This is a genomic window from Arthrobacter sp. TmtSoilC77 (assembly GCF_059739415.1).
Map to the genome: position 1 here is coordinate 4,279,077 of NZ_AP046050.1, position 12,920 is coordinate 4,291,996.

A 12,920-nucleotide genomic window follows, 5' to 3' on the forward strand; every position below is an offset into this window, starting at 1 on the left:
GCAGGATGGTCAGCACTGTTGACGGGTTCATTTCTTCTCGTTAACTGCCGCTTCCGTAGTTTCGCGTTGCGTCGCTACCCAGCTGGCGAGGACTTTCAGGGCGTCCTCTGAGGCGGTGTTGGGGTCGGCGGTATAGACGTTGATCCTCAGCCCCGGGTCTGCGGGCAGCTCAAGGGCTTCAAAGGTGAGATCCAGGTCCCCGACCACCGGGTGGTGAAGCCGTTTGCGCCCAGTGCGGTGATACTTCACATCGTGCCGGGCCCAGCGGATGCGGAATTCTTCGCTGCGGGTGGAAAGTTCACCAATCAGGTCCGTGAGGTCCTTGTCGTAGGGATTTTTCCCTGCAGTTGAGCGCAGAACCGCGACTATGTCATCAGCTGCCCGTTCCCAGTCGGCGAAGAACTCCCGGGCTTTTGGATTCAGGAACGTGAAGCGTGCACTGTTGGGCGGCTTGGTTTCTTCGGCCATCAAATCCATGTACAGGGCGTTGCCCAGCTCATTGGCGGCCAGGACGTCCCCGCGGTCGTTGCGTACCCAGGCCGGCGCAGCGGTGATGGCGTCAATGACGCGCTGGACACTGGGCCTCACTGTTTGTGGGCTGCGCTTGCGCCGCACCCGGGGAGCTGCGGTGGCAGCGCGGGCCAAGTCGTAAAGGTGGGCGGTCTCCGCGTCGTCGAGCTTCAATGCCCGACCAAGTGCTTCAAGGACACTGTCCGAGGCGCCGGAAAGGTTTCCCCGCTCAAGGCGGATGTAGTAGTCGACACTCATGCCGGCGAGCATCGCAACCTCCTCGCGGCGCAGCCCCGCTACGCGCCGGTTGCCACCGTACGCGGGAAGGCCGGCCTCCTCCGGGGTGATCCTTGCGCGGCGGGAGGTCAGGAACTTCCGCACATCATCGCTGTGTGTCATGCCCTCCACGCTACGCCGCGGCTCCCAGGCGAGGGAGGCTCTGGCGTTACCCGGAACCCACCAGGCCCCACTTCAAGGGGGTAATGGCATGCACTCCCACGGAATCTCCGCCCGGTGTTGACTGGAAATACGCCCACCCGGTGAAGCACACAAAGTGCCCGTCCACACCTAACAAACCCGTCCACACGCAACGACCCGTCCACACGCAACGACAGGAACAGGCAACATGAACATCACACTCAATAACGGCGTCGCTATGCCCGCACTTGGCCTGGGCGTCTTCCAAAGCGCCCCCGAAGAAACGACGGCGGCAGTGGAGGCCGCCCTTGCCACCGGCTACCGGCACATCGACACTGCCGCAGCCTACGGTAATGAGCGGGAGGTAGGCGAAGGCATCCGCAAATCGGGCCTGGACAGGTCCGAGGTCTTCATCGAGACAAAGGTCTGGGTCAGCGACTACGGCTACGAGCAGACCCTGCACGCATGGGACAAAGCTGTGGGAAAGCTCGGCGTCGAGTCCTTGGACCTGCTCATTCTGCACCAGCCGGCTCCAGACAGGTTCGAGAAAACCATCGCTGCCTACAAAGCGCTGGAGACATTGCTTTCTGATGGCCGCGTCCGGGCGATCGGTGTCAGCAACTTCATGCCGCACCACCTGAAGGAGCTCCTCGCGGCCACCGACGTTGTTCCTGCGGTGAACCAGATTGAACTGCACCCGTACTTCACCCAGCCGGACGTTCAGGCTGCGGATGCCGAACATGGCATCCTGACCCAGGCGTGGTCACCGATCGGCGGGATCACGTTCTACCCGGGGTGGGGCGAGGAACGCAGGAACGTCATGGACGATCCCACGCTTGCCGGCATTGCGCAGGCACACAGCAAGAGCCCGGCTCAGGTCATGCTGCGCTGGCACCTGCAACAGGGCCGCTCCGCCATTCCGAAGTCGACCAACCCGTCACGCATCGCCGGGAACTTCGATGTGTTCAACTTTGAACTCAGCGGTGAAGAACTCGCAGCCATCGACGCCCTCGACACGGGCAACCGCAACGGCCCGGACCCGGACATAGCCCGGGAAGAGCGCTTTGCCATGGTCATCCCCGAAGCCTGATCGCCCCATAGGCTTGTTCGCATGGCTGACTTCGTCCTCCGTCCCTGTGTAGCTTCCGACGCCGCGTGGATCGCCGAGCTCCGCGCAGTGGTGATGCGTCCGGATTTGGAACGGCTCGGGCGATTCGATCCTGTCCGTGTCCGCGAGCGCTTCCTCAACAGCTTCCAGCCGGAGCACACCTACGTGATCCATACGGGCGGTGTGGATGCCGGGGTTATTGCGGTTCGCCCGGAGCCAGATGCGCGGTGGATTGAACACTTCTACGTGGCCCCGGCACATCAGGGTAAAGGGCTCGGGGGTGCCGTGCTCCGGCATGTCATGGCAGCGTCCGTGGACGAGAGGCCCTTCCGCCTGGACGTACTGCAAGGAAGCCCCGCCCGGCGACTTTATGAACGCCATGGCTTCGTGCTGGAATCCGAGGATCCCGTCGACGTCTTCATGATGGCCACAGCCAGCCCCTGACTGAACCCACGCAATGCGGTAGCCTCAGCACAAACCTTTGCACGATTGCTGCTGTCTTCTGGGGGAACAATGGGGATAAATCTAGCGCGGGCTTGGACGCTTGCAAGCGCTGCTGCGATAGCTCTGACAGCCACGGTGGCCGGGACAGGGCCCGCTACGGCGGACTACCAGCCAACACCCATCATCGACGGCGTCCCTTACGTAGGTGCGGAGCTCCGCCGACAGTACGACTACAGCTATTGGGGTTGCCGGAATCCGGACGGAACGTCTGATGCCATCACTTTGGAATGGCTACGTGACGGCGAGCCACTCCCGGAGGAACGGCAAGGAGACACTCTGCGGATCCTGCCGGAAGACCTGGGCAGCCGCATCTCCATGCGTGTTCATCCCCTCACGCCAGGGAACCAGGGTTGCCCGACAGGCACGCAGCTGAGCAGCGAAACGCAGCCCATCAAGGCCTCCAGCAGGGCCATGGGGTGGACCGGGCGCGGCAACTTTGAACCCCTTGCCCGCACCTACGACGGCAGGCTCATCCTTTACCCGCGGACGTACACCTATTACAAGGGCGCCTGCGAGGGGCCGTGCCCGTCGTACTGGGGTTCCTGGGACGAACCCCGCCAGGTAGGCCAAGGGTGGAACGTCTTTGACATTGTCTTCTCCCCCGGCGACTTTGACGGCGACGGGTACAACGACCTCCTGGGCAGGGACTCTGCCGGAAAGCTCTTCCTTTACCCTGGCGACGGTGAAGGTGGCTGGCTTGCCCGGGAACAGGTTGGCCAAGGATGGGGCATCTTCGACGCCATCGTCGGCCCGGGCGACTTCAATGGCGACGGCACCAACGATGTGCTGGCACGCGATGCCGCAGGCGGTCTGTTCCTCTACCCGGGGGACGGCGAAGGCGGCTGGCTTCCCAGGGAACAGGTCGGGTGGGGCTGGCAGGTCATGAACAAAATCATCACCGGCGGCGATATGAACGCCGACGGGGGCGTAGATATATTCGGACGCGACCAATATGGCTATCTGCGCCAATACCCCACTGACGGCGAAGGCAGCTGGGAGGAACCTGTCTGGCTTGGCACTGGTTGGCACACGTTCTCCGAGGTGGCCGGACTTGGAAGCTCCGGCCACACGAAGTACAACGAACTCTTCGCCGTTGACCCGAATGGCGACCTCATCACCTATGCCACCGGTGCTTCAACCACAGGCATGTACGGCCCCTACGGCCCCATCGGCACGGGGTGGGACGTGTTCAAGGCGCTTCTCTGAACACAAGTGGCGGCTAGAGCGGCTGCCCCCACACTGCCAACTGCAAACTGACGTTCCCGCGCGAGACGTCGACGACGGCGGCACCCGCCTCGCCGCCGTCGGGCGCTGTTTCACGTTGGCCCGGCTGGAACCCGAGCCACCGCACCAGCTTCTTCATCGGCCATCCTGCCGTCATCAGACCTGCACCGACTCTTCCGAGCGCACCGGTGTCTCCAGCCCCAGGTTTTCGCGCAGCGTGGTGCCGCGGTATTCCGTGGGGTAGACGCCGCGTTCCTGGAGTTCGGGCACCAGGTGGTTCACGATGTCGTCCAAGCCGGTGGGGATGAGCCACGGCGAGATGTTGAACCCGTCTACGGCGCCAACGCGGGCGAACTCGGCCAGGTGATCGGCCACGGCGGTGTAGGAACCGGTGAAGGTAGCGTCCACCCGCGCGGTGCGGGAGGTCACGAACTGGCGGATTGAGAGGCCCTTGTCCTTGGCCTCGGCACGCCACTGGTCTGCAAGCTGCCGGGCCTTAGCACCATGGAAGCCACTGCCGCGGGTCTCAGAGGTCTCCTCGACCACGGGATCGATCTCCGGGAGGGGACCATCGGGATCGTACTCAGTGAGCTCGCGGCCCCAGAATTGCTCCAGGTAGGCGATCGCTTGCTGCGGACCAATCTGAAGGCTGCGAACCCAGGCCTTTTTCTCCTGCGCTTCCCGGTCAGTGGCGGCCAGGATGAACTCGCTGGCCGGCATGATCTGCACGGCGTTGGCCCCACGTCCCGCATCGACCGAGCGCGCCACGATGTCGCGCCGGAATTCCACGGCGTCGTCGAACTTGGGGTGGGCCGAGAAAATCACATCTGCCTGGCGGGCTGCAAAGTTCCGGCCTTCCGGGGAGTCTCCGGCTTGGAACAGCACGGGCCGGTACTGGGCGCTCCGCGGCAATCGTGGGCTGACGTCCACCGTGTAGTGCTGACCTTCGTGAAGCACCCGACGAGCCGGTCCAGCGGCAGTCTCCCACGAGTCCCAAATCCGCTTGGCCGTTTCAACGAACGCTTCGGCATGCTTGTAGCGGTCGGCGTGGTCGAGGTAGCCGCCGCGGCGGAAATTGGCTCCGGTCCACGCGTTGTCCGTGGTGACCACGTTCCACGCGGCACGGCCACCGGAGATCAGGTCCAGCGAGGACAAGCGATGCGCGAGGTCCGCGGGGTCGTTGTATGTGGTGTTTTGCGTGGCAACCAGCCCGATGTTCGTGGTCACCGCGGCAAGGGCCGCGAGCATGGTCTGCGCATCAGGACGGCCCACTACGTCCAGGGCGTGCGGCCGTCCTAGGTGTTCACGGAGGCGCAGGCCTTCGCCGAGGAAGAAAGCGGCGAACTTTCCGCGCTCGGCGGTCTGGACGATGTGGCGGAAGGATTCGAAGTCGGTTTGCGAACCCGATTCCGGGGCCTTCCAGATAGTGCCGGAGTTGACGCCTTGGAAGAAGATCCCGAATTGGATCTGCCCACTCGGCTGGAAAATAGCACGGTTGTGCTGTGTCATGGTGGTCCCTTACTTTCCGGCGGCAGCAGCGGCCGCGGCAGACGTCGAGTAGCGGTTCTCTGCGCGTCCAAGGCCCAGCAGCCCACGGAACGTTCCGTCCTGGATCGGCGCACGCAAAGACCCGCGGCGCCTCAGTTCGGGCAGGACCAGCCGCGCAAGCTCGTCCAACTCCACGGCGAGCGACGCCGGGTGGAGACGGACGCCGTCGGCCTCCTTGAGGAGCGAATCGAGGTAGTCGGTGAGACCGGGTGCCGAGCCGACAAACCGCGCCCGGCCCTCGTCCTGCAAGGTGTCCGACCGCGACGCCGCAGCCTGCCCCCGCGTGTCGAGGACGACGTCGAGCTCCGCGACAATCGCGACGGAAGCACCAAGCCGGGCCCGCACATGGCGAACCTCGGCGGCGAGCAGTTCGGGCGTCGGAGCAGACACCAGCACAGCGTCCACGGCATCCACCGGAACCTGACCGTCACCCACCAGGGACGCAGCGGCCAGCACCGGCAACTGACCCTGCAGGGGCCTGGGGATGATGGACGGGCCCTTCACGGAATAGCCGGGACCAGCGAAATCGGCGGGCGTTTCGAAGTCCACGTAGTGAAGCTTGTCGACGTCGATGTACCGTCCGGTGGCGACGTCGCGGATGACGGCGTCGTCCTCCCAGGAATCCCACAACCGGCGGCCAACCTCAATGGACGCGGCAGCTTCCTGCGCGAGCGCCTCACCTTCAACGAAGGAGCGCCCGACGGCGGCAGCAGCCTCGGGTGCCTCCGCTGCGGTGGCGATCCAGCCGGCCCGGCCCCCGGAGACGTAGTCCAGGCTCGCGAGTTGCGTGGAAATGTGGAAGGGCTCCGTATAGATCGTGTCCGCTTCCGGAACCAGGGCGATATTCCTGGTGACGGGCCCGGCGTAGGCTGCACGCTGGAGAGCATTGACCCTCCCCGGGACCGGCGCATCCGCGAAGGTGGCCACGTGGAAGCCAGCTGACTCGGCGGCCAGGACAGCTCGGGCGAGGTCCTCATACCCGGCGCCATCGAGTTCGATGGCCAGGAACCCGGCCGTGTGTTCTTCGAAGGTACTCACTTCTGGTCCTGCCGTTCGTAAGGGATCTTCTCGCCGGCTTCGATGGCAACGGGCAGTCGGTTTTCCGCGGGCGGAAGCGGGCACGTGGCCAGATCGGTGTAGGCGCACGGCAGGTTGACGGCGCGGTTGAAATCGAGCTGCACGGTTCCGTCGGCTGCAGGAACCACGGACAGCGAGCGGTTGGCCGCATACGTTGTCTTGCCCGAAGTCTGGTCTGTGAACAACACGGACAGCGAGCCCGGGGCGTGCCCGTTGAATGCCGTCAGAGCCAATTCCTGTCCGGCGAGTTTGAACCGGATCTCACCGGGCGCCTCGTAAACGTGCTGGATACCCTCAACGGCGGCACCCACGGTTGTGGGGCGCGGGGCCTCGAACGGCACGAACGTACCGGCCACGGCGAACGCCGCATCGGGTGCATAAGCAGGTGTACCTTGGTACTCCCGCAAGAGGGCATTCGACGGGTTCCGCGGCCGCACGATGTACTCGCCGCCCCGCTTGGCTACCTCGATCACGGTGTCGCCGGAAACCAGGTTGATGCCGCCGCGTTCCTCGATCGGCCCCAACTCCAGCGTTTTACCTGCTTTCGGGCTCAGTTCAACACCGTTCAGTTCAACATCGTTCAGTTCAACATCGTTCAGTTCAACGCCGTCCTGCTGCAGGCTTTCGCCGGGCTCCAGGACAACCCGTACGACGTCGGCTTCCGCACTCCAGGTGCCGGGCGCGCCTTCCAACCGGGTCGGGTTGCTGTCCAGCCAGTGCAGGTGGGTCACGGCGAGAAAGCCGTGCGGGTGGGCACGGTGGCGCTCGTGGGCGGCGTGCCATGCCTGCCAGTCTTCTACAAAGGCCTCGAGTGCTGTTTCAGTGTGCGTTGACATGTTCGGAGTCGCTCCTCTTAAAGGCGTGGTCTGCGGTGACGGTTGCTGATATCCAGGACCTGGAATGTCACTTGCCGGTCCCAAAGGTTGTTTCAGTGACGGTCTTGGATTCCGGCAAGGCTTCTTCAGAAAGGCCCCAACGTTCCAGGACCTTGGCGTAGGAGCCGTCCTTGATGGTGGAGTTCAGGGCGTCCGTGATGGCCGGGGCAAGCCCGTTGCCCTTGAGCGTGGTGGCAGCTACCAGGGTCTCGGAAGGCCAGCCGGCGTTGACTTTGCCCACCACCTTGAGGTCGTCGCGGGTGTTCTCCCGGTAGGTCACGGACGGGTAGGGCGCCAGGTTCAGGTCCGTGCGGCCGGAGGATAACGCCAGGATGGTGTCGGCGTCGGACGAGTAGTACTGCAGCGTGGCAGGCGCCTTGCCTTTGGCTTCCAGCTCCTTGTTCCAGGCGAGGAGGATTTTCTCCTGGTTGGTCCCCGAGCCAACGGAGACCTTCAAGCCGGAAATATCGTCCGAGCCCTTGATGTCGTAGCTGGAGCTCTTCTTCGCTTCAAAGCCCATGTAGGCGGCCCGGTAGGTGGAGAAGTCGAACAGCTTCACGCGGGCAGCGTTGATGCCCACGTTGGAAAACACGACCTCGAAATCGCCGGACTGGGTCTTGAGCGGCCAGTTCTCCCACGACGTCACCTGCAGGTCCAGGTCCAGGCCCAGTTTGTCTGCCACGAGCTGGGCGATGTCCACTTCCACGCCGATCGGCGTCTTGTCATCCGTGGCGTGGAAGGACAGCGGTATTGAACCCGCCGTGGTGGCCACCGTCAGCTTGCCGTCCTTGGCGATGGACGCCGGAACCGCTGCGGCCGCCGTCGTGTTCTTTTCACCTCGGATCCGGTTCTGGTCCACGGAAGTGTTGTAAACGACGCCGTTCTTTGCGGCTTCAGATTCCGGTTTGGCTGCCGACGCCCCAGGATCGGAGCACCCTGCAAGCGCGGGAAGTACGACGGCGGGAAGTACAGCGAGCGCCAGGAGCTTGCTTTTGTTAGTGGCGAGGGTCTTGCGAAGCATGGAGTGTCCTAGATGTTGAAAGCTGGTTCGATGACTTTGGAGAAGAAGCTCCGCGTGCGCTCTTCGCGGGGGTTGCCGAAGATCTCCTGCGGCGTGCCGGACTCGACGATTTGACCCTGGTCCATGAAGACCACGGTGTCTGCGACATCCCGTGCAAAGCCCATCTCGTGGGTCACGATGATCAGCGTGGTCCCGGACTTGGCCAGCTCACGGATCACGTCCAGGACTTCGTTGACGAGTTCGGGGTCCAACGCCGAGGTTGGCTCGTCGAAGAGGAGGATCCTGGGGTCGAGCGCGAGTGCCCGGGCAATGGCAACGCGCTGCTGCTGGCCACCCGAGAGCTGCCTGGGATAAGCGTCGGCGCGGTCTTTCAGACCCACTCGATCCAACAGCTCCAGCGCGCGCTTCCTGGCATCCACCTTGGAACGCTTTTTGGCCATCACGGGTGCTTCGGCGACGTTCTCCAGCGCGGTGAGATGCGGGAACAGGTTGAAGTTCTGGAACACCATGCCGATGTTGGTGCGCTGCTTCAGGATGTCCTTCTCGCGAAGTTCGTGAAGTTTGTTGCCACGGACCTGGTAACCCACAAGCTCGCCGTCGATGGTGATGTAGCCGCCGTCCACCTTTTCCAGGTGGTTGATGGTTCGCAGCAGGGTGGACTTGCCGGAACCCGATGGTCCAACAATCACGGCCACGCCACCGGGCGGAACAGACAACGAAACACCTTTGAGGACCTGGGTGGCGCCGAACGATTTACGGACGTTGGTGATGTGCACCTGGCCGCGGGTGGCCTTCTTGTCCGCCGAGGCGGGCTGTGCCGTCGTCGCGCTTGCAGGTGCGCCGGCGGGAGCCGCCTTTCCCGTCGTCGTGGATTCTTTGCGTGCGGCGATGATGCTCATCGGGCGTCCTTTGTGGGTGAAACAGCTACGTGGGTGGCGAAGAACTTCCGTGCCTTCTGCAACGGGGTGAGCGGGAGGTTGCGTACTGCTCCCTTGGAGAAGTGGCGTTCGATGTAGTACTGGAAGACGCTCAGCACAGAGGTGATCACCACGTACCAGAGTGTGGCGACGAGGAGCAGCGGCAGCACCTGCTGGGTCCGGTTGTAGATGACCTGAACCGTGTAGAACAGCTCGGAGTAGGCCAGTACGTAGACAATCGAGGTGCCCTTGACCAGGCCGATGATCTCGTTGAAGGCGTTGGGCAGGATGGCCCGCATGGCTTGGGGCAGAACGATCCGGGTGTTGCGCTGCCACGCCGGGATGCCCAGGGCCGCCGCAGCCTCGAGCTGGCCCTGGTCCACGGACAGGATGCCGCCACGAATGATCTCCGCCGAGTACGCCGCCTGGTTCAGGGTGAGGCCCAGGACCGCGGCTGCAAACTGGCTGATGAGCGTGGTGGTCTGGGCCTCGAAGAAGCGGACGTCCGTGAAGGGGATGCCCAGGCTGATCTTCTCGTAGAGGTAGCCGAGGTTGTACCAAAGCAGGAGCTGGACCAGCAGCGGCGTGGAGCGGAAGATCCACGAGAACGTCCAGGACACCGAGACCAGCAGCGGCGAAGCGGACAGGCGCATGAGGGCAAGGATGAAACCCAGGACGAAACCCAATACCCCCGAGATCGCCGTGAGCTTCAAGGTCTCCAGCAGCCCGTTCACCACGGACTGGGCGGTGAACCATTCGGCCACCACGCCCCACTCCCAGTGCGGGTTGGTGACCAGGGACCAAATAATGGCGGCGACGCCGGCCGCCACCAGGACAGTGCCCACCCATCGCCATGGATGACGGGCCGGGACCAGCTTGTAGTCGGAGTAGTCCGCGGTGGGCGGTGCAGTTTCCGCCGTGGCAGGCGGTGCGGTTGCACTCATGCGCCACCTCGTTTCAGATCGGTTGTTGACTATCGGATGGCTGCCAATCTAGGGGCGCCAGGTACGCCCGGCAAGGCGGAAATTTGTACTTCTTCACTGGACTTAGTGCAGGTTCACGGGACTTCACCCAGCGCCATATGAGACCGGACTTTGCGCTACTTAACGTCCGATGACGCGGGGTGAACGGTCGTTACCCGCTCCTCGACCGCGGCGGCAACGCCTCCCTAGATTGGGCAGCACAACCCGCCGTTTTTCAGGAGATCCCATGCCGTCACGAGTTCCCGCCATCGCCTTCATCGGCGGCGGCCCGCGCACGGCCGGCGTCCTGGAAAGACTGGCCGCGAGCCGGCCAAGGTTATTCCAAGGCCCCTTGCACATCCACGTCGTGGAGCCGTATGAGCCAGGCTCCGGGAGGATCTGGCGCTATGACCAGAGCCCGGGCCTGCTGCTGAACTCCACCGCGGCGGACGTCACCATGTTCACCGACGCATCCGTGGCGTGCGATGGTCCTCCCGTCGATGGCCCCGGCCTCGCCACGTGGGCGGCAGGTGTGCTGGACGGCAGCATCCGCGATGTCCCTGCGCTGGAGCCCCACTTGCTGGCACAACTCCGTTCGCTCACACCTTCTTCATTTCCGACGCGGCAGCTCCAAAGCAAGTACCTTGAGTGGTTCTTCCGTCGGTCAGTCACCGCTCTGGGACCCGAGGTATCGGTAACGGTCCACCGGGACACGGCTACCGCCGTCGAGCGTTCTTCCGACGCCGGCGGTGGGACCGACGCCGGTGCGCACCACGTGCGGTTGGCTTCCGGCGCCGAGGTGCTGGCCGACGTCGTGGTTTACGCCCTGGGCCATACGGACTCGTTGCCGGATGACGAGTCCGCCCGCCTCAGCGATTTCGCTGCCCGCCACGGCGGGTTCCATGCGCCGCCGTCGTACACAACGGACGTGGACTACTCGGGGATTGAAGCCGGCCAGGACGTGATCGTGTCCGGAATGGGGCTCGCGTTCGTCGACCTGTTGGTGCTGTTGTTCGAAGGCCGCGGCGGCCGCTTCGAACAAAAGCCCGACGGCGAACTCGAGTATGTGCCATCCGGCGCCGAACCACGGCTCTGGGTAGGTTCACGACGCGGCGTGCCGTACCACTCCAAAATTTCCTCCGTTGTGCGTGGCGAGCCGATCGCACGTCCGCGGTACTTCACTGCCGGGGCTGTTGATGCGTTGTTGGCTGGCCATCAGGAACTCGACTTCCGCTCACAACTGTGGCCCTTGATCGCGAAGGACGCCGGTTATGCCTACTATCGCGAGCTCTTCACGGGCTACCCGTCGCGGGTTTTGGGGACGTGGGCCAGCTTCGAGAAGAGGTTCGATGCCTTGGACTGGTACAGCGCTGCCCGGGAAGAGCTGGTTGCCTTCTCCGTCCCTGATCCCGCGCTGCGGCTGGACCTGGAGGCCTTGGACCACCCACTGAGCGGTTGCGCGTTTGCGGACCATGAGGCCGTGCAGCGCTCGGTGGCCGCGTACATCCAACACGATCTCGACCTCCGAACCAGCCCCGACCATTCCGAAACACTCGCACTCTTCACCGCGTTGTTGTTCGTCTACATGGATCTTGGGCGGTTGGTCCCGCAGGATCGGCTCAATGCACGCTCCCAACAGGCGATCCACGGCTGGTGGCACGGCTTCTTCAGCTTCGTGGATTCCGGGCCGCCGTCACACCGTCTCCGTGAAATGCTCGCGCTGCACCGGGCGGGGTTCCTGAAGTTCCTGGGGCCGGGCATGTGGGTGCGCACCGACGAATCAACGGGCCGGTTTGTTGCCGGCTCATTCCAGTCACCCGTGGTGGTGGATGCTTCGGCGTACATCGAGGCACGGTTGCCGTCAGCGTCCGTGGAACGTTCGGCGAATCCCGCCCTGGCAGACCTGCACGACGCCGGATGGGGCACCGAGCAGAGGTTGCTTACCTCCGAAGGTGCGCACTCCACGGGCAAACTCCTGGTTTCCGGGAATCACCAGGTCCTGTCACCTGTTGGTACAGCACAGAGAGGTTTGTTTGGGGTGGGGCCGTGGACGTCCGGCTGGGGCGCGGGAGCATTTGCCCGCCCCAACACCAATGCGGCACCCTTCCGGGAAAACGACGCGTTGGCCCGAAGGATCCTGGGCACCCTCGCGGCGACTACCCACCCAACTGAGTCGCAGTTAAGCGCGTTTTGACCGCCCAAAACGAGCTCAGCTGCTACCTACTTGGGGTGAACCTACGAAAGGCATGACATGACCACAACGCCAACCCTTTCCGTCCTCAGCCTGCCCATGCGCGATCCCCGCGTCCGTCCCCTCCTGGACGAACTCGCCGCCGAATATGACACGCGCTACGGGACACTCTTCGGCACCGGGGGCGCTGCAGAGGAACTGAACAGGTACCCGGCCGAGGAATTCGCCGCACCCCACGGAGCACTGATCATCATCCAGGAGAACGGCGAATCCGTGGCTGGCGGCGCATTCAGGCGCTTCGACGAGCACACCGCAGAACTCAAGAGAATCTGGACCCACTCTGCGCATCGTCGGCGCGGGCTGGCACGGCGGGTGCTCACGGAGTTGGAAAATGAAGCACGACGCCGGGGCTACAGGAAGCTCTACCTCACCACCGGCCCACGCCAGCCGGAGGCCAGGAATCTGTACCTCGCCACGGGCTATAAAGCGCTCTTCGATCTCGCCGCAGACCCTGAAGACATCAAGCATCTGGCCTTCAGCAAGGATCTTGTGCTGCCCAGCTAAGC

At 63.8% G+C, this 12,920-nt stretch carries 13 protein-coding genes; 5 read left to right on the forward strand and 8 right to left on the reverse strand.

Features of this window, described 5'->3' with window-relative positions; genetic code table 11:
• Positions 1 to 27: 27 nt before the first annotated feature.
• Positions 28 to 909, reverse strand: a complete 882-nt coding sequence (locus AC6I99_RS19775; RefSeq protein WP_497961609.1) for a helix-turn-helix transcriptional regulator — start codon at positions 907 to 909, stop codon at positions 28 to 30.
• Between the two features lie 226 nt (positions 910 to 1,135).
• Between AC6I99_RS19775 and AC6I99_RS19780 the strand changes: the two genes are divergently transcribed.
• From AC6I99_RS19780 to AC6I99_RS19790, 3 genes are all read left to right on the forward strand, one after another.
• Positions 1,136 to 2,017, forward strand: coding sequence for an aldo/keto reductase (locus AC6I99_RS19780; protein ID WP_224089421.1), 882 nt, complete (start codon positions 1,136 to 1,138; stop codon positions 2,015 to 2,017).
• A gap of 21 nt (positions 2,018 to 2,038) precedes the next feature.
• Positions 2,039 to 2,479, forward strand: coding sequence for a GNAT family N-acetyltransferase (locus tag AC6I99_RS19785; protein ID WP_224089423.1), 441 nt, complete (start codon positions 2,039 to 2,041; stop codon positions 2,477 to 2,479).
• Positions 2,480 to 2,548: 69 nt separating this feature from the next.
• Positions 2,549 to 3,745 (forward strand): FG-GAP repeat domain-containing protein, encoded by a 1,197-nt coding sequence (locus AC6I99_RS19790; RefSeq protein WP_497961610.1) that lies wholly within the window; start codon positions 2,549 to 2,551, stop codon positions 3,743 to 3,745.
• A gap of 13 nt (positions 3,746 to 3,758) precedes the next feature.
• On the opposite strand, the gene AC6I99_RS19795 is transcribed toward AC6I99_RS19790, so the two are convergent.
• From AC6I99_RS19795 to AC6I99_RS19825, 7 genes are all read right to left on the reverse strand, one after another.
• A complete protein-coding gene (locus tag AC6I99_RS19795) occupies positions 3,759 to 3,920 on the reverse strand; it encodes a hypothetical protein (RefSeq protein WP_497961612.1) in 162 nt (53 codons plus the stop codon).
• Positions 3,920 to 5,272 carry an NtaA/DmoA family FMN-dependent monooxygenase gene (locus tag AC6I99_RS19800; RefSeq protein WP_497961613.1) on the reverse strand — a complete coding sequence of 451 codons (1,353 nt, stop codon included), beginning with the start codon at positions 5,270 to 5,272 and terminating at the stop codon, positions 3,920 to 3,922. Before AC6I99_RS19800 ends, AC6I99_RS19795 begins: the two co-directional genes overlap by 1 nt.
• A gap of 9 nt (positions 5,273 to 5,281) precedes the next feature.
• Positions 5,282 to 6,349, reverse strand: a complete 1,068-nt coding sequence (locus AC6I99_RS19805; protein WP_497961615.1) for an LLM class flavin-dependent oxidoreductase — start codon at positions 6,347 to 6,349, stop codon at positions 5,282 to 5,284.
• Entirely contained in the window at positions 6,346 to 7,224 is an 879-nt protein-coding gene (locus tag AC6I99_RS19810; protein ID WP_497961617.1) for a DUF1684 domain-containing protein, read from the reverse strand. The genes AC6I99_RS19805 and AC6I99_RS19810 overlap by 4 nt, the downstream gene beginning before the upstream one ends.
• A gap of 67 nt (positions 7,225 to 7,291) precedes the next feature.
• The gene (locus tag AC6I99_RS19815; protein ID WP_497961618.1) at positions 7,292 to 8,284 is read right to left on the reverse strand and encodes an ABC transporter substrate-binding protein; all 993 of its coding nucleotides are present in this window, start codon (positions 8,282 to 8,284) and stop codon (positions 7,292 to 7,294) included.
• Positions 8,285 to 8,292: 8 nt separating this feature from the next.
• Positions 8,293 to 9,183 carry an amino acid ABC transporter ATP-binding protein gene (locus tag AC6I99_RS19820; protein WP_497961620.1) on the reverse strand — a complete coding sequence of 297 codons (891 nt, stop codon included), beginning with the start codon at positions 9,181 to 9,183 and terminating at the stop codon, positions 8,293 to 8,295.
• Positions 9,180 to 10,145 carry an amino acid ABC transporter permease gene (locus tag AC6I99_RS19825; RefSeq protein ID WP_497961622.1) on the reverse strand — a complete coding sequence of 322 codons (966 nt, stop codon included), beginning with the start codon at positions 10,143 to 10,145 and terminating at the stop codon, positions 9,180 to 9,182. The genes AC6I99_RS19820 and AC6I99_RS19825 overlap by 4 nt, the downstream gene beginning before the upstream one ends.
• Positions 10,146 to 10,410: 265 nt before the next feature.
• Here AC6I99_RS19825 and AC6I99_RS19830 point away from each other — a divergent pair, with 265 nt between their 5' ends.
• Positions 10,411 to 12,357 (forward strand): FAD/NAD(P)-binding protein, encoded by a 1,947-nt coding sequence (locus tag AC6I99_RS19830; RefSeq protein ID WP_497961623.1) that lies wholly within the window; start codon positions 10,411 to 10,413, stop codon positions 12,355 to 12,357.
• Positions 12,358 to 12,414: 57 nt separating this feature from the next.
• A complete protein-coding gene (locus AC6I99_RS19835; RefSeq protein WP_497944213.1) occupies positions 12,415 to 12,918 on the forward strand; it encodes a GNAT family N-acetyltransferase in 504 nt (167 codons plus the stop codon).
• Positions 12,919 to 12,920 lie beyond the last annotated feature (2 nt).